Here is a 21,105-nt window from a genome sequence, read left to right as displayed (position 1 = left end):
CAACACATTGTGCGTCTAACATTAGAAATAGCTTAATTAGATTTGTTTTAACTATAAAGCAACGTTAGCGTTTCAAGCGTGTAACAAGCGAGCGGTTATTGAGAAAGTGTGTGTGGCTTTCCCCGCGTCAGCAGTGGTGACAACTGCGCGCAGGGTGAGAAAGAAAAACGAACGATACCTCGTATCGGCACCGAGAAACGGTGTGAAGGAGTGACCATGATTACCGATATCGTCGATTTATCGCGGCTGCAGTTTGCGCTGACCGCGATGTATCACTTCCTGTTTGTTCCCTTAACACTCGGCATGGCATTTTTGCTGGCCATCATGGAATCCCTGTACGTGATGACCGACAAGCAAATCTACAAAGACATGACCAAGTTTTGGGGCAAATTGTTTGGTATTAACTTTGCGCTCGGTGTGGCAACAGGCCTCACCATGGAGTTTCAATTTGGTACCAACTGGGCGTACTACTCCCACTATGTAGGAGATATTTTTGGGGCCCCACTTGCCATTGAAGGACTGATGGCCTTCTTCCTTGAATCCACTTTTGTGGGCCTATTTTTCTTTGGTTGGGACCGACTCAGTAAGCGTCAGCACCTGATGGTGACTTGGCTGGTGGCCTTAGGCTCAAACTTTTCTGCGCTTTGGATCTTGGTGGCTAACGGTTGGATGCAAAACCCAGTCGGCGCTGAGTTCAATTTTGAAACCATGCGTATGGAAATGGTTAGCTTTGCCGAGGTGGTCTTTAACCCTGTCGCTCAAGTGAAGTTTGTCCACACAGTCGCGGCTGGCTACACCACCGGCGCGATGTTCGTATTGGGCATCAGTGCTTACTATCTGCTAAAAGGGCGTGACTTGGCGTTTGCTCGCCGCTCGTTTGCGATTGCCGCGTCGTTTGGTATGGCGGCTATCTTGTCAGTGATTGTGCTGGGTGATGAATCTGGCTACGAGCTTGGCGATGTACAAAAAGTGAAGTTGGCCGCCATTGAAGCGGAGTGGCATACCGAAGAAGCGCCGGCGGCGTTCACAGTACTCGGCCTGCCGAATCAAGAAACCATGCATACTGACTATGCGATTAAAATTCCTTATGTGATGGGCATTATCGCCACCCGCTCGCTAGATAAAGAAGTGACAGGTCTGCGCGATTTGGTGACTGAACACGAGCTGCGTATTCGTAATGGTATGGAAGCTTACGCATTGCTTGAAAAGCTGCGTGGTGGTGAGAAAACACCAGAGAACATCGCAGCCTTCAATGAAGTGAAAGGCGATCTTGGCTATGGGCTACTGCTAAAACCCTATACCGATAAAGTCGTAGATGCGACGGAAACCCAGATCCAGCAAGCCGCGCAAGACTCGATTCCACATGTTGCGCCTTTATTCTGGAGCTTCCGCATTATGGTGGCCTGTGGCTTTGCGATGTTGTTTATCTTCGGCATGAGCTTCTGGCAAACCACTCGTCAGCGTATTGGTGAGAAACCATGGCTACTAAAACTGGCGATGATCGGTATCCCACTTCCTTGGATTGCCTGCGAAGCTGGCTGGTTTGTTGCCGAATATGGCCGTCAGCCTTGGGCGGTGGGTGAGATCTTACCTGTGCACATGGCAGCTTCAAACCTGGCTGCAGGCGATATCATTTTCTCGATGATCGCTATCTGTACCTTATACAGCTTGTTCCTGGTGGCAGAGCTTTATCTGATGTTCAAATTTGCGCGCCTAGGGCCAAGTAGCCTAAAAACAGGACGCTATCACTTTGAGCAGCAAGGCAACCGAGAAGCGGACTTTAGCCGTCAGATTGAAGCATAAGGAGAGACAGCATGTTTGATTATGAAATTTTACGGCTGATCTGGTGGGTCCTCATCGGGGTGCTACTGATTGGTTTCGCCGTAACGGACGGCTTTGATATGGGCGTCGGCGCGCTACTCACGGTGATCGGTAAAACCGACAGTGAACGTCGTGTGATGATTAACTCGGTGGCGCCGCACTGGGACGGAAACCAAGTGTGGTTGATTACCGCAGGGGGCGCGCTGTTTGCCGCTTGGCCTTTGGTCTATGCAACTTCGTTTTCGGGCTTTTATGTCGCGATGATCATCACTTTGGCGGCCTTGTTCTTCCGTCCAGTTGGGTTTGACTATCGTTCCAAGATTGAAGACACCCGCTGGCGGACGCTGTGGGATTGGGGCCTATTTGCGGGTGGGTTTGTGCCACCGATTATCTTCGGGGTGGCATTTGGTAACCTGCTGCAAGGCGTGCCTTTCCAGCTCAGCGATCTGTTGATCCCAACGTACACGGGCAGCTTCTTTGCACTGCTTAACCCGTTTGCCTTGGTGTGTGGCCTAGTGAGCTTAGGCATGATTGTGTTGCAAGGGGCGACGTGGCTGCAAATGAAAACCACAGAGGCGCTGCATGAGCGTGCACGTGTTGTCGCGCAAATCAGTGCATTGGCAACCACGGTTTTGTTTGTACTTGCTGGTTTTTGGATCCAACACATCGATGGCTACGTGATTGTGGGCGAGATTGCCAAACAAGCCCAATCCAACCCATTGGTTAAAGAGGTTGCGGTACAAAGTGGTGCGTGGATGCAAAACTATCAAGCTATGCCAATCTTGTGGCTTGCGCCGTTAGCCGGTGCGCTGATGCCGCTGTTGGCACTGATCGCATCGCGCGTTGAACGCGGTGGTTGGGCGTTCCTATTTTCAAGCCTGACCATTGCCGGGGTGATCCTAACGGCAGGCATTGCAATGTTCCCCTTCGTGATGCCATCAAGCACCTTCCCAGGCCATAGCTTGACCCTGTGGGATGCCACCTCAAGCGAACTGACCCTGTCTATTATGACGGTGGTGGCGTGTATCTTTGTTCCTTTGATTTTGTGTTACACCCTTTGGTGTTACATCAAGATGTTTGGTCGCTTAGATGCCAAGTTTATTGAAGATAACAAACACTCACTGTACTGATTAAGGAGCCTGCATATGTGGTATTTCACTTGGATTCTCGGCGTCCTGCTGGCTTGCGCGTTCGGTATTATCAATGCCCTTTGGCTTGAGCATACCGAGGCGATGGATAAAGACAATGAGTGATCACACTCACGCACCCAAGGGACGGGCTTTTCCCGGCCCTTGGCGCCTGCTCTCACTTGCCTCAGCCTTGTTTTGGGGCGGTCAAGTGATGTGGCACCCTCAAGCGCTTGCTGCGCAGATGGGGGGGTTTAATGTGCTCATCGGGTTGGGGTTGCTGTATGCAACCTGCATTGGCGTGATCCATGCGGTGGGCTTTAGCGCCCAAGGGCGCTGGAGCCAATGGCTAACGTGGCCGCCTTTGGGGTGGCTGGTGAGCGTAATGCTGCTTTGGGTATGGCTGATGCGTTAAGTGGCGCTACACATACGCTCAGGTAAACGTGGCATCGGCGTCAAGGTGCGTAAAGTGACATCCAAATGACAAAAGCACCCAAGTGGTGCTTTTTTCTGCATTTAAGCGCCGAAAAAGCGCGAAACTTTGGGGCATATCACTTCTCTTGGTAAGAATTGTTTAGAATCCGAGACTCGTATCGTGCGAGCATTTCTATGCGTAAACAACTTAGGTATAGTATTTGCCTATCTCTAAGCGACAATGGGTAAAGAAATGACAGGATCTGTGCCGTTTCGCTGGCCGATTCGCATTTATTACGAAGACACCGACGCGGGTGGGGTCGTTTACCACGCCAACTACCTCAAGTATTTTGAGCGCGCGCGCACTGAACTGCTGCGCGAAGTGGGTGTCAATCAACACACACTCTTTGACGACAATATCGCTTTTGTTGTTCGCCATATGGATATCGACTTTCAACGTGGGGCGCGATTAGACGATGCCCTTGAGGTTGTCACCACAGTGTCAGGCATCGGGCGAGCGACCTTGACGTTTTGTCAAACTTTGGTGAATTCTGAGCAACAAACATTGTGTGCGGCGACGGTTAAGATAGCCTGTGTCGACCCAACAGTGATGAAACCCAAATCGATTCCAACACAGATAAAATCGGAGATATTACGTGACCGCTGAACTTTCCATTCTCGACCTGTTTTTGCAAGCAAGCCTGCTTGTTAAGGGAGTGATGTTGATATTGCTGGGTATGTCAGTGGTGTCGTGGGCGATGATTATCAAACGCTCTAAAGTCATGCAGCAGGCTTTTGGTAAAGCAGAACGCTTTGAAGACCGATTTTGGTCGGGAATTGACCTTTCTCAGCTTTTCCAAGAAGTGCAAGCACGAAAAGACGCCCTGACGGGGAGTGAGAAAATCTTTTATTCAGGCTTTAAAGAATTTGCCCGTTTGCACCGCAGCAATGGCAAAGTTCCGGAGGCGGTTATGGAAGGCACAGCACGTGCCATGCGCGTCTCGCTTTCTAAAGAAGTCGAAGAGCTCGAAACGCACTTGCCTTTCCTTGCGACCGTGGGCTCGATCAGCCCTTACATCGGCCTGTTCGGGACTGTGTGGGGCATCATGCACGCATTTATTGCGTTGGGCGCGGTTAAACAAGCCACACTTGCTATGGTTGCCCCAGGTATTGCTGAAGCCTTGGTTGCAACCGCCATGGGTCTGTTTGCCGCGATCCCTGCGGTGATGGCCTATAACCGACTGACTGCGAAAGTCTCCAAGCTTGAACACAACTACATGAACTTTATGGAAGAGTTTTCAAGCATCTTGCACCGTCAAGCGTTTGCGGCAACCCAGGAGTAATCCATGGCGTACCAACCGAAACGACGCAAAATGACGGCAGAAATCAATGTGGTGCCATACATTGATGTGATGCTGGTGCTGTTGATTATCTTCATGGTGACGGCCCCCTTTGTAACGCAAGGGGTGGATGTTGAGCTGCCCAAAACGGCGGAAGCGAAAACCGCCGCAGAGCTGGCTAAAGAAGAGGACAGTGGCGCGTTTATCATTGTTGAAGTGGATAAGGACGGCCAACTCGGCTTGAGTGTGAATAATGGCGACATGGTTCGCGGCTTAAGTTTGCAAGACACCTTGGTACGCGTAAAAGCCGAGCTGCAGCTTAATCCTAATTCTCCGGTCTTAGTGGGAGGTGATGGCCGCGTGCCTTACTCGGAAATTATCTTAACGCTCGATGCGCTCAATCAGGCCGGTGTGTCATCGGTAGGTCTGATGACTGAACCTTATGAGTCATAGGGAAAAGCAATGAGCGAAACAAAGAAAGCCACCCCTAAAAAAGACTCGTTAGCGCCTGCGCTGGCGATATCTGCCGCGCTCCACCTTGTGCTCGTGATTGTTCTTCTCGTTGGCGCGGACTTTGGAAAAACAGCTACGCCAACCCCGAAAGCGGGGAGTACGATTGATGCGACTGTGATTGACCCCGCGGTAGTCAATGCTCAAGCACAGAAGATCCGCCAACAGCGTGCCCAAGCCAAGCAAGAAGAAGCGGAACGACTTAAGCGACTAGAGCAGCAAGCGCAGCGTCTTGAACAACAGCGTGAACAAGAAGAGCAGCGCTTACGCGAGGTGAAACGGCAAAAGCTTGAGGCTGAGCGCCAAGCACGTGAAGAGAAAAAACGTCTTGCCGAGCAAAAAGCCCAAGCAGAGGAGCAAGCGCGCATCGCGCGTGAAAAAGCCCAACAAGCAGAGCGCGAACGTCAACGTAAGCTGGAAGAAAAACGTCAGGCTGAATTAGCCGCGAAGCAGGCAGAAAAAGCACGTCAGCAAAAACTGGCGGAACAACGCAAGGCTGAAGAGGCAGCGAAAAAAGCAGAGGCAGAGCGCCAACGCAAGCTAGCAGAGCGTAAAAAAGCGGAAGAGGAAGCCCGCAAAGCGGAGCAAGCGCGCCAAGAAGCAGAGCGAAAAGCCGAAGAGGCAAAACGCCGACAGCAAGAGCAAGAGGCGGCCTTGAACGATTTGTTCTCTGGCCTTGAATCTGAGGCCAGTCAGCGGCAAAGCGCACGCGGACAATTTATCCAAGATGAAGTGGCGCGTTATGGCGCCATTTTTACCCAAATGATCCAGCAACGCCTGCTTGTTGACGACGGATTTACGGGACAAGAGTGTGTGGTAAATATGCGTCTTTCGCCAACCGGTCTGCTTTTGGACGTAAAAGAAAAAGCGGGCAATACACGCTTATGTCGCGCAACTAAAACCGCGGTGGTATCTGTATCTCAGTTTCCCATGCCAGATGATGGCGACATTATTGCCAAACTGCGTGAGATTGAGTTAACGGTTAGACCTAACTAATTGACAGGAAAAAGACATGATGGAAGTGAGCCTAGCTGGTGGCACAAACACGATGACAAATAGATCTAGTCAAGCCATATGGCAGCGCGCCCGAACGCGCGGTATGGCGTTGATGGTCATGCTATTTGCCTGCCTGCTTTTAGCCACGCAACCTGCACACGCAGCACTCAAGTTAGTGATCACTGAAGGGGTAAACTCAGCCCGTCCCATTGGGGTGATCCCCTTTCAGTGGAAAGGGCAAGGTGAATTACCGGAAGACGTGTCGGGCGTAGTTGGGTCGGATTTACGCCGTAGTGGTAAGTTCAACCCGTTATCGGTTAGCGAAATGCCGCAAACCCCATATCGCGACAGTGATGTCGACTATAACGCTTGGACTGCGTTGGGTGTGGATTCAGTACTAACTGGCACCATCACGCCAACGGCTGATGGCCGCTATCAAATTGATTATCAGTTGATTGATATCGTCCGTGGTCAACTCACCGGCGGAGAAAGTAAAGGATTGGGCGCGGATGGCCAGCTGGTCAAAACCGACGATCATTTATTGGTAAATAACCGCGCAACTGTGAAAGCCAGCGATTTACGCCGTTATGCGCATCGTATTTCAAATATTGTCTATGAAAAGCTGACCGGCGAAAAAGGCGCTTTCCTCACGCGTATCGCGTATGTCGTGATTGACGAGGATGCTGATTATCCGTATCAGCTGCGTTTATCGGATTATGATGGATTTAACGAGCGCTTGGTGTTGCGTTCAAAGCAGCCTCTGATGTCACCAGCATGGTCTCCAGATGGTCGCCAATTAGCCTACGTGAGCTTTGAAAATGGCCAAGCGGAAATCTTTATCATGGATATCTACACCGGTGAGCGTGAAAAGATTTCTTCGTATCCGCGCCACAATGGGTCTCCGCGTTTTTCTCCAGATGGCAGCCAATTGGCACTGGTGCTCTCGAAAACCGGTAGCCTGCAGGTGTATACCTTCGATCTTAAAACCAAGAAGCTCACTCAAATTACGCACGGCCGCGCTAACAGCACTGAGCCATTTTGGGATCCAGATGGGAACTCGCTCATCTACACCTCTGACCGGGGTGGCAAACCTCAGATTTATCGCGTAAATTTAGCCGACGGGACCAGCAGACGTATCACTTGGCAGGGCAACCAAAATATGGGTGGGCAACTCACGCCAGACGGTCGCTTCTTGATTATGGTGAACCAGTCAGCGTCGGGATATAACATTGCCAAGCAAGACTTAAACAGCGGGGCGGTGCAAATTCTGACCAAAACCTTGTTGGATGAGTCGCCAAGTATTGCGCCAAATGGCAGCATGGTGATTTACAGCTCGGTATATGGACGTAAAAACGTGTTGTCGCTTGTCTCTGTAGACGGTCGCTTTAAAGCGCGGCTTCCGGCAACCAACGGGCGCGTGCGTGCACCAGCCTGGTCACCTTACTTATAAGTTTTTAATTTTAAACAACGTGCGCTAACTTTCTAGAAAAGGAAAATAGAATGCAAATCAATAAAGTACTAAAAGGTCTGGCGGTGGCACTGCCGATGTTTACCTTGGCCGCTTGTAGCTCAAGCGACAGTGCAACGGGCAGCGGTGCGGGTCAATCGACTAACCAAAACGGCACCACCGTCGTCTCTCCGGTTGACGGTCAAGGCTCAATGACAGAGCAAGAAATCCGCAACCAGGAGCTACGTCAGTCGCAAACCGTTTACTTCAACTTTGACGATTCGTCAGTTCTGCCACAATACGAAGACATGCTGGATGCGCACGCGACTTACCTGCGTAACAACCCAGCAATGGAAGTTGTGGTTGAAGGTCACGCAGATGAGCGTGGTACCCCTGAGTACAACATCGCGCTGGGCGAGCGCCGTGCAGAAGCGGTATCTAAGTACCTGCAAGCACTGGGCGTTCCTGCAAGCCAGATCTCAATCGTAAGCTACGGTGAAGAGAAGCCATTAGTTCTTGGCCAAAGCGAAGACGCGTACGCGAAAAACCGTCGCGCAGTATTGGTTTACTAATCCTCCCTTTGGGTGATGGATAAAAGGTATGACAATGAACAGTAACTCTGTGCGAGCTCTCGCGCTGGCGTTACTGGTGAGTGTGGCAGCCCCAGTGGCTGCCGCACCTGCTCCGGTGACAGAAGTAGGGTCAGGTGGCACCGCCATTGAGCGCCTAGAGCGCATGCTGCAAGCGCGTAATCAAATGCAGCTCGATATGCAGCGTCAACTTGATCAAATGGCGCAAGAATTGAGCAATTTACGCGGTAACGTTGAACGAAATAGCTACGACATTCAACAAGTGGTTGAGCGTCAACGGGACCTCTATCGAGAAATCGATGATCTGCGCACGGCGAAATCCGCAGCGCCTAAAGAAACAAAATCCACTGATGAAAACCCATCAGTGAACTACACCAGCGATCAAACTGAAAACGCGGCGTATGAAGCAGCCGTGAATCTGATCTTAAAAGAGAAAGACTACCAAGGGGCGACCAAAGCGTTTAATGCGTTTTTGCAAAAATACCCAGAGTCTGTCTACACCGCCAATGCCCATTACTGGCTGGGTCAGCTTTTCTTCTCCAAGCGTGACTTTGAGCAGGCGAGCAAGGAATTTACTGCCGTAAGCCAGTTTAAAGATTCCAATAAACGCGCCGATGCCTTACTCAAACTGGGTTTAATTGCTCAGAAGAAGGGCAACACAGCGCAAGCCAACCAGTATTTCCAACAAGTCATTGATACTTATCCGGATTCTACCAGCGCTAAACAAGCGAAAAATGCGATGTAGGCAATAAGGTCCTAGGATCCTAGGGCCTAGGATCCTAGGAAAATGAATACAGAGCGCTTCGCTTACAGAATACGGGAAAGGCAACTCGTGCGCGCATTGTCCTTTTGCTCTTTTCTGTACTCTGTATTCAGTCATCTGTATTCGGGAGTGGGAATACAGAGCGCTTCGCTTACGGATTACGGGAAAAGCAAAATCTGGCACGATATGCTTTTTCCGTATTCCGTATTCCGTAATCTGTCGTCTAGGACTCCAGCCCCACTCACGTTATACTACCCGGACTGGAAGTAAGCATGAGTAATCCCATGAGCCAAGTGATTGAAACGTCGCAAAGGGTTTATCCCTTTCCGCCGAAACCTGTGGCATTGAGTGACGCGGAGAAAAAACAACATGTTGCACGCATTAAACAACTGCTAAAAGAAAAAGATGCTGTGCTGGTCGCTCACTATTACACGGACCCAGAGATCCAAGCGCTCGCCGAAGAAACAGGCGGATGCGTGGCGGACTCATTAGAAATGGCCCGTTTTGGTAATCAACATCCAGCCAAAACCTTAATTGTGGCTGGCGTTCGCTTTATGGGCGAAACAGCCAAAATTCTGACTCCCGAAAAAACGGTATTAATGCCTACACTGGACGCGGAGTGCTCACTGGACTTGGGTTGTCCGGCGGATGAGTTCACCAAGTTTTGTGATGCGCACCCTGATCACACTGTCGTTGTCTATGCCAATACGTCTGCCGCTGTGAAGGCGCGTGCCGATTGGGTGGTAACCTCGAGTATTGCGTTGGAGATTGTCGAACACTTAGACAGCCAAGATAAGCCGATCATTTGGGGTCCTGACCGCCATCTTGGCGCTTATATTGAAAAAGAAACCGGCGCTGACATGCTGCTATGGCAGGGTGAATGTGTGGTGCATGATGAATTCTCGGCCCAAGCGCTTGAGAAAATGAAGCACCTTTATCCAGACGCGGCGATTTTGGTTCACCCGGAATCACCGGCGAGCGTGGTGAAAATGGCCGATGCGGTGGGCTCGACCAGTCAACTGATTAAAGCGGCGCAAACGCTGCCGAATAAAAAGCTGATTGTGGCCACCGACAAAGGCATTTTCTACAAAATGCAGCAAATGGTGCCGGAAAAAGAGCTCGTTGAAGCACCCACAGCCGGCGCGGGCGCGACCTGTCGAAGCTGTGCCCATTGCCCTTGGATGGCCATGAACGGCTTGAAAGCGATAGAAAACGCGCTCGAAAACGGTGGCAAACAGCATGAAATCCACGTGGATGCAGCATTACGTGAAAAGGCGTTAATCCCTCTTAATCGGATGCTTAACTTTGCCGCGGAAATGAAAGGGCAATAAAAGAAGCGCACTGCTACATGTTATGTTGCTAGCGGTGAAGCTTGAATAGAAAAAGCGTTCCTATGGGCCAGCCTTGGGAACGCTTTTTTATTATGGTAGTGACACTGATGGTTTTAATACCATCGCATAAGTAGCGGCGTTATTCTTGCGCTTCTGCCAGTGCCGCACCGTGATGCGTAAGGCCACATAACATGATTGGCATCGCATTATATATTTCTTCAAACTGTGCTAACTCTTCTGCGCCTTGTGCTTCCATGGTGGATAGCGCCGTTTCTGGATCATAGAGCAAGCTGATTGACAGCACGACACCGCCGAGAAGTGCATTACTTTCGGTGTTTTCCGGCATCAAGGTTTCCCAATCATCACGCGTTAAACTCCAGCCTTGGAGCAAGCCTTCGGCAAAATCACGTGTTGCTTGGTTGACGATCTCTGCATCATCAAGAGCACAACCTTCTGGCCAGTGCCATTGTTTGTCTAATAGTTGTTGGCGCTGTTCATTCCAAATATCGACAATCAGATTCGCGTAGTCTTCAAATTGCTCGTGATTTTCAAACGGTGCTTGTTCTTCACCGCCCCAAAGCACAGGCAGCCACTCACTCGGGCTAATCACATGGGGTGCCGCAGCCATGGCGGTAACAACGCCACGGGTTTGCATCTCATTCAATAGCTTGTCGCTATCTGCATGTTGGGCAAGAAATTCAGATAAAGTCATTACAAGTCTCAGCCAGCTGTTATCGTTGATGGTCGGAGTTTAACAGTTTTCGTTCTCGCTTGCGTTGTTACATCATGGATTCCCACGTCTTTCCATTCCAAATTCTCCTGCGAATAAGAGAATTAAAGTGGATGTGGCGAGAAAGCAGTCATTCGCACCAATAAAGGTGCTTAACCGGTTGACCCCAAGGCGGCAACTCACTATAGTACACCCCCGTTAGCGCAGATGGCTTAAATTTCTTAGCGCTAAAACAATATGGTGAGGTGTCCGAGTGGCTGAAGGAGCACGCCTGGAAAGCGTGTATACGGCAACGTATCGAGGGTTCGAATCCCTCTCTCACCGCCATATTAAAAAAACCGCCCTCGTGGCGGTTTTTTGCTATCTACCGTTCTCTTCTTACAACCACTCGCGTAATGCTTGTGCGCGAAATACCAATATTACCGGAACGCTTACATGTCGCGGTGATGTCTTATGCGGATTTCACATTTGGTTACTGTCACTCATTGGTAGTGGTTTGAGTAACGGATTGGCGTTACGGCATTGATTATTGATCAGTGAAAAGCGCGGCACCGGCTCAGGCTGACAGTGTGATGCAATCGGGTGAAGCTCCTGAATAAATTGGTCTAGCTGATTATATTCCTCAACCTGCTTTAATAGCTTGGCTTGTTCTGCTGAGCTCATCGTTTTTATGGAGTAAACAATATAGCGAGCCGGGCCTTCACAGGGCGAATAACCCATTGGGAAATAGCGGCATTGATCAAGTGTTTCTGCGTACGTTTGATGGCTAACAGCAAGCAGCGCTTCTCTCAGGTGTTTATGCTGTACTTTAGGTGGCACACTTTTACTGGCTTCATTGTTATTAATAGCGGAATTACTCGCAGACTCTGGGTCTTTTGATGCGATTGACTGACATCCTAATAACATAAAACTCATTAAAAAAGTGAGTGTAATCGTTTTAATGAGTGAAACTAAATCAATAGATTTCATAATAAACCTAAATAGCACATGGAATAAAACATCCTGACATCACCAAGGATACACCAAATAACAGAAAATTATTTCAAATTGATATTTTTATGTTGAGTTTTTGTTTGACGTTTCGTAGTTTGATTTTTCCTTTTACATGGAAGTGAATAATAAGGAAATTAAATGCAAAACAACAAAATGAAGCGAGGGCTCCTCGCGGGACTCGTGCTATCAGCCATTTCAGGCTGTAACATACAAGAGCAAGACAAGCCTGTCGTCACCATTGAGCCTCAAACACTTGAGGCAACAGAAATGAAGCAGGGGGTGGGATTGCCACTGCAAATTCTCCCTCAAAACACCACGGTAGAGGCTATAAAATTCTTCGAGAAGAATACCGAAGTGATGAAGAATTCTCGCGACCAATATCTTTTCTCACACGGTCTCGTTCATGCCGATCTTTCTGATAACACGGTGCTCTATGTGCCAACAAATACCGCTCAGAACCGAACAATCTCGTATGAGCTGACGACGGCAGATCAAATAATACGTGGCTCACTCACCATTCGCGGCGACTTAAAGTCCGACCCATTATTTTCCGAACAGTGGCACCTTAAGAACACCGGTCAGACAGGTTATGCCATGCAAGCGCAAACGTATCAAGCTTGGATAGATTTACGTACGGCGCAAGGGATGAGTGAAGAGGAAGTACGTCGCCGTTATCAGTACGATCCTAGCATTCTTGTCTCAGGTGAAGACATGAACGTGTTAGCGGCATATCAACAAAACATTACTGGGCAACAGGTAACGACTGTTGTAGTGGATTCGGGAATGGCGATTGCCCATGAGGATCTGGTTGATAATGTATTGCCGAATCGTTCGATTAACTTTGTGGATGGCACGAATGATCCAACAGCGACCGGTACCGGTGGCGACCATGGCACATCCGTCGCCGGTTTAATTGCGGCAAAAGGCTGGAACGGCTTGGGTGGACGTGGGGTCGCGCCTGACGCCAATCTGATTGGTATGAATTATCTTGAGGAACAGTCCAGCGCAAGCCAAGCGGCAAGCTACGGCATGACAGGTTCGGGAATTAGCGAAAACGAAAACATCGCGGCGTTCAACCGCAGTTACGGTATTTCAGCGCCAGCGTTTATTCCGACAGAGACGATGGATGAAACCATGTACCGCTATCCCACACAATACCTTCGCCAAGGTTTGGGGGCGTTGAATATTAAATCGGCAGGGAATGCCTTTGAATCGACGCAAAGCTGGGCTGAAGGCAATCAACTTTGCGATGATGCTCAAAACGGTATTATTTCTGGACGATCACGCGTTCTTAGCTGCTATGACAGCAACTGGGATCCCGCCAATGCAAGCTTTTACACAGTGACGGTGGGTGCGACGACCACCGCAGGTAAAAAATCGAGCTATTCGACGGCAGGTTCCAGTCTTTGGGTTGCCGCGCCAGGCGGTGAATACGGTACGACAGAGCCCGCTATGGTGACAACCGATCAAATGTCGTGCCAGCGAGGTTATGCTAGTCAAGCGGCGGTCGATGAGTTTGAACAATCGAACGGGGCCTTTTTAGCAGCGCTTGGCGTCGAGGATTTTCATGCCCGAGTTTGGCCATTTAATACACCGGGGACCGACCTTAACCGTGACGTGAATCCATCATGCAATTACACCAACACCTTCAATGGCACCTCATCCGCTGCGCCAAATGTGACTGGTGTGGTTGCGTTGTTAGTACAGGCCAATCCGCAGCTTACGTGGCGACAAATCCGTTATATTCTCGCGGCAACCGCTGACAAGATTGATGCTGACGATCAGCCTATCTCATTGTTGGTAGGGGGAGAGGACAGTGAACGTACTGTGCCTGTGCATTTGGGATGGGTCGATAACGCAGCAGGGTTCTCGTTTAATAATAAGTACGGTTTCGGGCGTGTAAATGCCGGAAAAGCGATTGAGATGGCGACCCAGAACCCGATCAAATTACCGCCGTTAGTTGAAAGTGAGTGGATCGATGTGTCTCCAACCGTACCGCTCAGTATTCCTGATGCAGATGCAAAAGGGGCCAGTTTACGCTTTACACTCGATGAAAGCCTTCTCGATAAAAACCTTACCATTGAAGGGCTGCAATTTGGCTTTAATATTGAAAATGCGGATTTAACAGCCGTTAGCAACGGCGACCTGACAGGAAGCACAGCCGCGTCAGATATCGCGATTAAAGTGACGTCTCCGTCGGGTACTGAGGCAATCCTAGCTACGTCGCGTACGTCTCTAGGTGCCTATCAAGGGCTAGGTAACAGTGACCATCCAGGATATGCGTATCATATCAGTGGACCAATGTTGGCCAATGCTTTTTTAGGTGAAGCCGTATATGGCCAATGGACGGTTGATATTGTCGATACAAATCGCGCCGATTTTGGTGATATATACAATAATCGCGTACCCAGCCAATTGACTGCAGCGCAAATTCGCGTCTATGGCCACTGATCCCATTGACAACAACAAGATTGATAGAAAGGAGTTCATCATGAAAACAGCCGTAATGATTGTTATCACTGCAATGGGAATCAGTAGTGCCGCAAACGCAAGTGACATGGGTAGCATTCAGCAACCGGCACAATCTTCGATTGTGCAACCTATCGAGCGCAAAGCGACCACCGCGGAGCAAGCCATTGCTGAGAAACTCGGAGAGAATGCCACCTTATCCGATTTACCTGAACTGCAAAGTTACAAAGGGGTAAACCTAAATAACCAACCGCTACAAGCGGGGAGTACGGTTTATAACGAAGTCACCCGCAGTGTGGGGAAAGTGACAGGCAATATCACCGTTTTGCTGAGCCATGGTTCCATTTATGACTTGGCAGAAACTCTCAAGCTCAACGTCACCTACTTTGACGAGCGCGCGAAATTAGGGCAGCTCAGTGCTGCGGGCCAGCATGATATCCTCGCCACCTTGGATAAAGTGCGCCGTTCTCCACAAGTTGCCTCGGCACGCCTTGATATTGCAGAGAGCCGCAACCGTCCTCAGTAATCGGAGTCAATACATGGAGAAGAGCGAAGCTTGTTCTTCAATGTTTGCAAAAAACCGCCCTAGTGGCGGTTTTTTGCTGTTAGCGATTGGGCACAATTGTGTTATTTGGGAGTAAAGCCCCGCCGCTAGATACATCAGCTATGACTTGAGTGGATGTTAATGGAGTATGCTTGGCGTATTTCTTGCATTATTTTTGATAATGCATGGAAAGGCAAATGTTTGCCGTCAGATTGGCACCAAGACCCAAAGAGTATCCATTATGTTTAATAAGCAACTTTTAGCAATTCTGATCCCGTTAACCCTTACCGGTTGTGGTGGTGGTAGCGACGACGGTGGCGGCCCGCCTCCACCAGCTCCTAAGTATACCTTTGAATTTGCGGCTATTTATGCAAAATCGTCTCCTGATAGTAATTGTGCTGTCTACGGTGAAAAACAAGATGGAAAACAAATTCTCGCAACGAAAGATCGGGTAATAAGTGGCATTAACACGACTGGAACGATTCTCATTCATGATGATCGAGGTAATGTGGTAAATACTTATGATGTCGAAGCGAACAAGCTAACGATCAATCAATCATTGGTTCCAGCAAGGGGTTACGTAACCTTTGTGCTTGCCAAGGGAGCTGAGATTACAGCTGTTTCCTATCAAAAAAGCGCATTAAGTCAGACTTTACTGTTTGGTTACCCTGTCGACAGCGTCAGCAATGATGATCGATGCATAACATCAGGCGCAACCGAGCCAAATGAACGTGAGTATACAAACGTCAGGGTTGATGTTTCGAATGGCTCGAACGCGTACAGCGTTGGTATCACAACACAAGATAAGAAAACGCTGTCGTCAAACTTTGGCGCTAAAACAATTAGTCGATCATTTAGTAGCGCATTAGGCGCAGGATATGCAGAAAAAGCTGCTGGTGATCCTTCTAATTCTGATATCACTGACATCGCAGAGCCTCGTGAAATCACAGATTATAAATTTTTTAATTTGGCTAATGATGCCACAGTGGAGCTTGATAAATTAATCGAGTTCAATAACTGGATAGCCCCAGTGAGTACCAGCGAGTACGACTTAACCGCCGCTGCCCTCTATGTTGGCTATCAGCAAACGCCCTATATTTGGCAAAACTTGCCTCACAGCGCGAGCGACACCATCACCTACCGCTATGATCCAGACAATAGTAATCTAGATTACTTTTTAACCGCAGAAGGAAGCGTGGACGCTTCAGGTGATCAGTGGCAACTATCGACCGCGCAACAATTGTCTGGGACACAACTAGGCAATGGATTAGATAGTACGAGTCTGGTTGGTAATATCACTGTTCCATCACAGACAACTGTGAATATCGATGGAAGCGGCAACTTAACCGCCTACGGTCAAGTACCGGGCGGCCAAGCGGGTATCCAACGGATTGCCTACCAAGCCGTAAATGGCTCAACAACAGTCACACACGTTATTTACGCTGAGGCGACTAATCAGCAAGTTGTACCAGAACTGCCTGGCAACATGATTGCAGGTACGCTCAATCATTATGATATCAGTGTGATGTATACAGAAAGCGATCAAGCCTTAGCTGCGTTGATGGCAGAACATACCAATCCAAGCATTACTGATAGTAGTGACCTCAGTGTGGATCAACTGCCGGTGCTCCTCACCACCTACGAGCGAGAGCAACTGGCACGACAGAAAAAAATCATCGATCACTATCAAATATCGGCGAGTAATCCTTAGGGCCTAGAGCCTTTCCTGTCAGATAAGCGCGTTAGGTAATTCCTAGGGCCTAGGCTCCTAGGTCCTAGGATCTAGGACTTAGGACCTTTATCTACCGGAGCTGACACGGTATGCTTTTTCCGTATTCCGTATTCCGTATTCCGTATTCCGTATTCCGTATTCCGTATTCCGTATTCCGTAATCTTTCCCCTAGAGCCCCCACGTGATACCATTTTTTCGGGAATGACTTAAGGAAAATCCAATGAAAATTGCCGTTGCAGGAACAGGTTACGTTGGGTTGTCGAATGCCATGCTACTGGCCCAACACAACCAAGTGGTTGCCCTTGATATCGTAGAAGACAAGGTCAACCTGCTGAATAACAAGCAGTCACCGATTGTAGATGCGGAGATTGAGCGTTTTCTCAAGGACAAATCGCTCGATTTTATAGCGACGTTAGATAAAAAGCAGGCCTATCAAGACGCTGACTTTGTTGTGATCGCAACCCCCACTGATTATGACCCCGACACCAACTACTTTAACACCAGCTCAGTTGAGGCGGTCATTCAGGATGTGATGGCGATTAATCCGAATGCGGTCATGGTCATTAAATCCACTGTGCCGGTCGGCTACACAGCAAGTGTTAAAGCAAAATTTGATTGCGATAATATCCTGTTCTCGCCGGAGTTCTTACGTGAAGGCAAAGCGCTCTACGACAATCTTTATCCTTCACGTATCATTGTCGGTGAAGACTCAGATCGTGCGCGCACCTTTGCCAGCCTGCTACAGCAAGGGGCAATCAAAACAGATATCCCGGTGCTATTTACGCACTCCACCGAGGCAGAAGCGGTCAAACTCTTTTCCAATACCTACTTAGCGATGCGTGTTGCGTATTTTAATGAGTTAGATAGTTATGCCGAGTCTCATGGTTTAGATGCAAAGCAAATCATTGAAGGTGTTGGGCTCGACCCACGTATTGGCGATCACTACAACAACCCCTCGTTTGGTTACGGCGGTTACTGCCTGCCAAAAGACACCCGACAACTGCTGGCTAACTATCAAGATGTGCCTAACAACATTATTCAAGCGATTGTCGATGCCAACACCACCCGCAAAGACTTTATTGCTAATGCGATTATTAAGCGCGAGCCCAAAGTGGTGGGCGTATACCGCTTAGTAATGAAAGCAGGGTCAGATAACTTCCGTGCCTCGGCGATCCAAGGAATCATGAAGCGCATTAAAGCGAAAGGGATTGACGTTATCGTTTATGAACCGGTACTTGAAGAACAAAGCTTCTTTAACTCCGAAGTGGTGACTGATCTGGACAGCTTTAAACAGCGCGCGGATGTGATTGTTGCCAACCGGATGGTCGACGAAATTCGAGACGTAGAAAGCAAAGTCTACACTCGTGATCTGTTTGGCGCGGATTGAGGGAAAAACCACAGTACGGGCTCGGTCTACTCTTTCCGTACTCCGTAAGCGAAGCGCTCTGTATTCCTATTCTTGAATACCGATGACGGAATACAGAGTACGGAAAGAGCAAGAGCCCCAATGCCCGCGCGGTGTGCTCTTTCCCTTACTCCGTAAGCGCAGCGCTCCGTATTCCCATTCCCGAATACCGATGACGGAATACAGAGTACGGAAAGAGCAAAGGCCCCGATGCGAGCACGAGGCTGCTTTTTCTAGTCTCTAGTCTCTCGTCTCTCTTTCCGTCTTCTCCCTCGCAAAACGCTCTTAACACCATACAATTTAACCATCGACCTTACGTATCCTCACCTTAGATTCATAATCCGTGGATGATGCTATGTTATTTATCACCAGCCGTATTCCTGAACAGGGACCGACAAGTGAGGCCGGCCGTTGGTTGAGTTTTGATCATCAAAACACCGATATATCGAAATGGGTGTATTTTTGCCAGCGCGCGGGACAGAGTGAATATCAAGAGCTGACCGCAGCGCCGTTTATGGCGAGATTAAAAGCCTTACCCACCCAAACCCAGATCCTCTTTTTACTTCATGGCTATAACAATCACATGGAGCGCCATGTTTTTCCCATGGCCCACATGCTTCAGGATCAGTTTGACAGAATTGCGCCGAACGCCATTATGGTCGTGCCAATAATCTGGCCTTGTGATGACGATGGTCGCCTCGGCATGATTGATGATTACTGGGACGATCAACTGGCGGCCAAGGCATCTGGTCTGGCTTTTAGTCGTTTACTGGCGATGTTTGATGAATGGCGTCGCGCCCCAGAACAACAAGCGAGCCCCTGCAAGCGACGTATGAATATACTGGCGCATTCTATGGGAAACCGAACCTTAATCAGTACCTTTCAGCATTGGCATCAACACGCGGGGCTGGATACCATGCCACAATGGTTCCGACATATTTTTATGGTGGCGGCGGATGTTGATAATCAAGCCCTAGAGCCTCACCAATCGGGCAGAGCGGTGCTGGATGCGGCTAAACAAGTCCACATTTACTATGCTGCAGACGATTTGGCCATGGCGGCTTCCAAAGTGGTCAATATGCGCCATCGCACCATCACTCGGCGTCTAGGGATGACAGGGCCAGAAAACCTTGATGTGTTGCCCGCTCACAAGGTGACGGTGACCGACTGCGATGCCTTTAACGACCAATTCGACCCAAGTTGGGGACACACTTACTTTCTTACCGACGACAATGGCCACCCAAGCCCACTGATAAAACAGATGATGAATAAAATGATAAAAGACTAGAGGCTAGAAGCGAAGCGTCTAGTCTCTTTCCGTATTCCGTATTCCGTATTCCAATTCCCGAATACCGATGACGGAATACAGAGTACAGAAAGAGCAAGAACCCTAATGCGAGCACAAGGCTGCTCTTTCCCGTATTCCATAATCTTTTCCCAAGGACGTCACTATGCCCAATACTTCCATCGATAACGATATCCTCACCGTCACCCACCATGGTGGCTATCGTACGGTGACGGGCTCATGCCATCAGCTAGATATTAAACCGAGTGGTTTACGCTTGTTGATTGATTGCGGCCAATACCAAGGTGACGAAGCGCGAGAGGCGAGGGTGAACCTCAACGGCAAGGGCATCGATGCGCTTATTCTTACCCATGCGCATATTGACCACTGCGGTTTGCTGCCTTGGTTGCTGGCGTCGGGTTTTTCTGGGCCCATTTACTGCACAGAAGCGACGGCGGCACTGGTGCCACTGTTGATTGATGATACATTAAAACTGCAATTAAACATGCGCTTTGGCGATCGTCAGCGAATACTAGAACGCATTAACCAGTTGATGGTGCACCTTCCTTACAATACTTGGCACCGGCTAAAACCAAAGCAAAAAGGGCAGTCAGCGACGTATTTACGCCTTCAACCCGCCGGGCACATTTTGGGCTCGGCGTATGTGGAATTGAAACTGCCTGATGAGCGGCGCGTGGTGTTCTCAGGAGATTTAGGCCCAAGCAATACGCCGCTATTACCCGATCCTAAACCGCCTGCGCGCGCAGACATTCTCTATCTCGAATCCACTTATGGAGATAAAACACATCAATCCGTCGCGACGCGTGCCCAGCGGCTCGAAGCGATTATTCAGCATTCATTGCAAGATGGAGGCGCGATACTGATTCCTGCGTTCAGTGTCGGCCGTACCCAAGAGCTGCTTTTTGATATTGAACAGCTGATTTATCAAAAGCAGCTAGATAATGCGCTTCCTATCATTCTCGACTCACCCATGGCCCAACAAGTGACGCGCCAATATCGCCACTTCAAAAAGCTATGGAGCAAAGAAGCCAACGCTAAACTGAATCAACACCGCCATCCGTTAGCGTTTGACCAATGCATTACCATTGATGCACACAGTCAACACCAAGCGCTGGTGAATCGTCTCAAACAGACCGGAGAACCAGCCATTGTGGTGGCTGCTTCCGGCATGTGCCAAGGCGGGCGGATCATGAACTATTTGCATGCGTTACTTCCTGACCCACGCACGGACGTTATCCTGGCCGGCTACCAAGCCCAACACACCCTAGGGCGTGAGCTTCAACAAGGAAAAAAGCACGTTTGGATAGATAACGCGGCCATAAGCGTTCAAGCCCAAATCCATACCCTATCGGGCTACTCAGCCCATGCTGACCAAACCGACTTAGTCAGCTTTGTGCACGGCATTCAACCTCCCCCCGAGCAAATCCACCTGATTCACGGCGAACCGAACTGCCAGCAGATACTGCGCGCCAAGTTAAAGCTATAAAGCGGTTCCTCGTCCACGAAGATCTTAGTATCACGTCTTGTTTTTCTACCAAAAGGATTAAAAGAAGGAGGAAATGCCAGTAATTTTTTATACTATTCAAT

General features: G+C 49.3%; 20 protein-coding genes and 1 tRNA gene. 19 read left to right on the top strand and 2 right to left on the bottom strand.

Annotated elements, in window-relative coordinates:
• Positions 1-219: 219 nt before the first annotated feature.
• The 12 genes from cydA to nadA all read left to right on the top strand — a co-directional run bounded on the left by cydA (position 220) and on the right by nadA (position 10,339).
• Positions 220-1,803 (top strand): cytochrome ubiquinol oxidase subunit I, encoded by a 1,584-nt coding sequence (gene cydA / locus BZG82_RS13990; protein ID WP_198532181.1) that lies wholly within the window; start codon positions 220-222, stop codon positions 1,801-1,803.
• Between the two features lie 11 nt (positions 1,804-1,814).
• The gene (gene cydB, locus BZG82_RS13985) at positions 1,815-2,951 is read left to right on the top strand and encodes a cytochrome d ubiquinol oxidase subunit II (RefSeq protein WP_069591068.1); all 1,137 of its coding nucleotides are present in this window, start codon (positions 1,815-1,817) and stop codon (positions 2,949-2,951) included.
• A gap of 15 nt (positions 2,952-2,966) precedes the next feature.
• Entirely contained in the window at positions 2,967-3,074 is a 108-nt protein-coding gene (gene cydX, locus BZG82_RS13980; protein ID WP_069591070.1) for a cytochrome bd-I oxidase subunit CydX, read from the top strand.
• Entirely contained in the window at positions 3,067-3,363 is a 297-nt protein-coding gene (locus tag BZG82_RS13975; RefSeq protein WP_158074951.1) for a cyd operon YbgE family protein, read from the top strand. Before cydX ends, BZG82_RS13975 begins: the two co-directional genes overlap by 8 nt.
• A 252-nt stretch (positions 3,364-3,615) precedes the next feature.
• Entirely contained in the window at positions 3,616-4,029 is a 414-nt protein-coding gene (ybgC, locus tag BZG82_RS13970; RefSeq protein WP_077480368.1) for a tol-pal system-associated acyl-CoA thioesterase, read from the top strand.
• A complete protein-coding gene (tolQ, locus tag BZG82_RS13965; protein WP_069591074.1) occupies positions 4,019-4,705 on the top strand; it encodes a protein TolQ in 687 nt (228 codons plus the stop codon). The genes ybgC and tolQ overlap by 11 nt, the downstream gene beginning before the upstream one ends.
• Positions 4,706-4,708: 3 nt before the next feature.
• On the top strand, positions 4,709-5,155 hold the full coding sequence (tolR, locus tag BZG82_RS13960; RefSeq protein ID WP_069591075.1) for a protein TolR: 447 nt from the start codon (positions 4,709-4,711) through the stop codon (positions 5,153-5,155).
• A gap of 9 nt (positions 5,156-5,164) precedes the next feature.
• Entirely contained in the window at positions 5,165-6,208 is a 1,044-nt protein-coding gene (gene tolA / locus BZG82_RS13955) for a cell envelope integrity protein TolA (RefSeq protein ID WP_077678287.1), read from the top strand.
• A gap of 103 nt (positions 6,209-6,311) precedes the next feature.
• Complete coding sequence (gene tolB, locus BZG82_RS13950) at positions 6,312-7,658, top strand: Tol-Pal system beta propeller repeat protein TolB (protein WP_077678300.1); 1,347 nt, start codon at positions 6,312-6,314, stop codon at positions 7,656-7,658.
• Between the two features lie 50 nt (positions 7,659-7,708).
• Positions 7,709-8,227 (top strand): peptidoglycan-associated lipoprotein Pal, encoded by a 519-nt coding sequence (gene pal, locus BZG82_RS13945; protein ID WP_077455413.1) that lies wholly within the window; start codon positions 7,709-7,711, stop codon positions 8,225-8,227.
• A 34-nt stretch (positions 8,228-8,261) separates the two neighbouring features.
• A complete protein-coding gene (gene ybgF / locus BZG82_RS13940) occupies positions 8,262-8,990 on the top strand; it encodes a tol-pal system protein YbgF (protein WP_077480361.1) in 729 nt (242 codons plus the stop codon).
• A 302-nt stretch (positions 8,991-9,292) separates the two neighbouring features.
• Entirely contained in the window at positions 9,293-10,339 is a 1,047-nt protein-coding gene (gene nadA, locus BZG82_RS13935; protein ID WP_077455409.1) for a quinolinate synthase NadA, read from the top strand.
• A 139-nt stretch (positions 10,340-10,478) separates the two neighbouring features.
• Here nadA and BZG82_RS13930 read toward each other — a convergent pair whose 3' ends face one another.
• The gene (locus BZG82_RS13930; protein WP_077766107.1) at positions 10,479-11,051 is read right to left on the bottom strand and encodes a UPF0149 family protein; all 573 of its coding nucleotides are present in this window, start codon (positions 11,049-11,051) and stop codon (positions 10,479-10,481) included.
• 257 nt (positions 11,052-11,308) lie between these two features.
• On the opposite strand from BZG82_RS13930, the gene BZG82_RS13925 reads away from it, so the two are divergent.
• Positions 11,309-11,396: transfer RNA gene (locus BZG82_RS13925), tRNA-Ser, on the top strand.
• Between the two features lie 135 nt (positions 11,397-11,531).
• On the opposite strand, the gene BZG82_RS13920 is transcribed toward BZG82_RS13925, so the two are convergent.
• Entirely contained in the window at positions 11,532-12,038 is a 507-nt protein-coding gene (locus tag BZG82_RS13920) for a hypothetical protein (RefSeq protein WP_077766106.1), read from the bottom strand.
• A gap of 162 nt (positions 12,039-12,200) precedes the next feature.
• On the opposite strand from BZG82_RS13920, the gene BZG82_RS13915 reads away from it, so the two are divergent.
• From BZG82_RS13915 to BZG82_RS13890, 6 genes are all read left to right on the top strand, one after another.
• On the top strand, positions 12,201-14,513 hold the full coding sequence (locus BZG82_RS13915) for a S8 family serine peptidase (RefSeq protein WP_077766105.1): 2,313 nt from the start codon (positions 12,201-12,203) through the stop codon (positions 14,511-14,513).
• Positions 14,514-14,553: 40 nt separating this feature from the next.
• A complete protein-coding gene (locus BZG82_RS13910; RefSeq protein ID WP_077766104.1) occupies positions 14,554-15,057 on the top strand; it encodes a hypothetical protein in 504 nt (167 codons plus the stop codon).
• A 259-nt stretch (positions 15,058-15,316) separates the two neighbouring features.
• Positions 15,317-16,786: a hypothetical protein gene (locus BZG82_RS13905; RefSeq protein ID WP_077766103.1), complete on the top strand. Its 1,470-nt coding sequence runs from the start codon at positions 15,317-15,319 to the stop codon at positions 16,784-16,786.
• A gap of 241 nt (positions 16,787-17,027) precedes the next feature.
• Positions 17,028-18,194, top strand: a complete 1,167-nt coding sequence (locus BZG82_RS13900) for a nucleotide sugar dehydrogenase (protein ID WP_077766102.1) — start codon at positions 17,028-17,030, stop codon at positions 18,192-18,194.
• Positions 18,195-18,567: 373 nt separating this feature from the next.
• Entirely contained in the window at positions 18,568-19,500 is a 933-nt protein-coding gene (locus BZG82_RS13895; protein ID WP_077766101.1) for an alpha/beta hydrolase, read from the top strand.
• Between the two features lie 163 nt (positions 19,501-19,663).
• Positions 19,664-21,004 (top strand): MBL fold metallo-hydrolase RNA specificity domain-containing protein, encoded by a 1,341-nt coding sequence (locus tag BZG82_RS13890; protein ID WP_077766100.1) that lies wholly within the window; start codon positions 19,664-19,666, stop codon positions 21,002-21,004.
• Positions 21,005-21,105: the final 101 nt, after the last annotated feature.

It is taken from the genome of Salinivibrio sp. PR5, assembly GCF_001996085.1.
In the GTDB taxonomy this organism is placed as follows: domain Bacteria; phylum Pseudomonadota; class Gammaproteobacteria; order Enterobacterales; family Vibrionaceae; genus Salinivibrio; species Salinivibrio proteolyticus.
This window is presented reverse-complemented; position numbering and strand designations above follow the sequence as displayed.

What these genes read in the sequence shown, in the direction of transcription:
- cydB (WP_069591068.1), top strand. Translation starts at nt 1,815, where the DNA reads ATGTTTGATTATGAAATTTTACGGCTGATCTGGTGGGTCCTCATCGGG.
- cydX (WP_069591070.1), top strand. Translation starts at nt 2,967, where the DNA reads ATGTGGTATTTCACTTGGATTCTCGGCGTCCTGCTGGCTTGCGCGTTC.
- BZG82_RS13975 (WP_158074951.1), top strand. Translation starts at nt 3,067, where the DNA reads ATGAGTGATCACACTCACGCACCCAAGGGACGGGCTTTTCCCGGCCCT.
- ybgC (WP_077480368.1), top strand. Translation starts at nt 3,616, where the DNA reads ATGACAGGATCTGTGCCGTTTCGCTGGCCGATTCGCATTTATTACGAA.
- tolR (WP_069591075.1), top strand. Translation starts at nt 4,709, where the DNA reads ATGGCGTACCAACCGAAACGACGCAAAATGACGGCAGAAATCAATGTG.
- tolA (WP_077678287.1), top strand. Translation starts at nt 5,165, where the DNA reads ATGAGCGAAACAAAGAAAGCCACCCCTAAAAAAGACTCGTTAGCGCCT.
- tolB (WP_077678300.1), top strand. Translation starts at nt 6,312, where the DNA reads ATGGCGTTGATGGTCATGCTATTTGCCTGCCTGCTTTTAGCCACGCAA.
- pal (WP_077455413.1), top strand. Translation starts at nt 7,709, where the DNA reads ATGCAAATCAATAAAGTACTAAAAGGTCTGGCGGTGGCACTGCCGATG.
- ybgF (WP_077480361.1), top strand. Translation starts at nt 8,262, where the DNA reads ATGAACAGTAACTCTGTGCGAGCTCTCGCGCTGGCGTTACTGGTGAGT.
- nadA (WP_077455409.1), top strand. Translation starts at nt 9,293, where the DNA reads ATGAGCCAAGTGATTGAAACGTCGCAAAGGGTTTATCCCTTTCCGCCG.
- BZG82_RS13930 (WP_077766107.1), bottom strand. Translation starts at nt 11,051, where the DNA reads ATGACTTTATCTGAATTTCTTGCCCAACATGCAGATAGCGACAAGCTA.
- BZG82_RS13920 (WP_077766106.1), bottom strand. Translation starts at nt 12,038, where the DNA reads ATGAAATCTATTGATTTAGTTTCACTCATTAAAACGATTACACTCACT.
- BZG82_RS13915 (WP_077766105.1), top strand. Translation starts at nt 12,201, where the DNA reads ATGCAAAACAACAAAATGAAGCGAGGGCTCCTCGCGGGACTCGTGCTA.
- BZG82_RS13910 (WP_077766104.1), top strand. Translation starts at nt 14,554, where the DNA reads ATGAAAACAGCCGTAATGATTGTTATCACTGCAATGGGAATCAGTAGT.
- BZG82_RS13905 (WP_077766103.1), top strand. Translation starts at nt 15,317, where the DNA reads ATGTTTAATAAGCAACTTTTAGCAATTCTGATCCCGTTAACCCTTACC.
- BZG82_RS13900 (WP_077766102.1), top strand. Translation starts at nt 17,028, where the DNA reads ATGAAAATTGCCGTTGCAGGAACAGGTTACGTTGGGTTGTCGAATGCC.
- BZG82_RS13895 (WP_077766101.1), top strand. Translation starts at nt 18,568, where the DNA reads ATGTTATTTATCACCAGCCGTATTCCTGAACAGGGACCGACAAGTGAG.
- BZG82_RS13890 (WP_077766100.1), top strand. Translation starts at nt 19,664, where the DNA reads ATGCCCAATACTTCCATCGATAACGATATCCTCACCGTCACCCACCAT.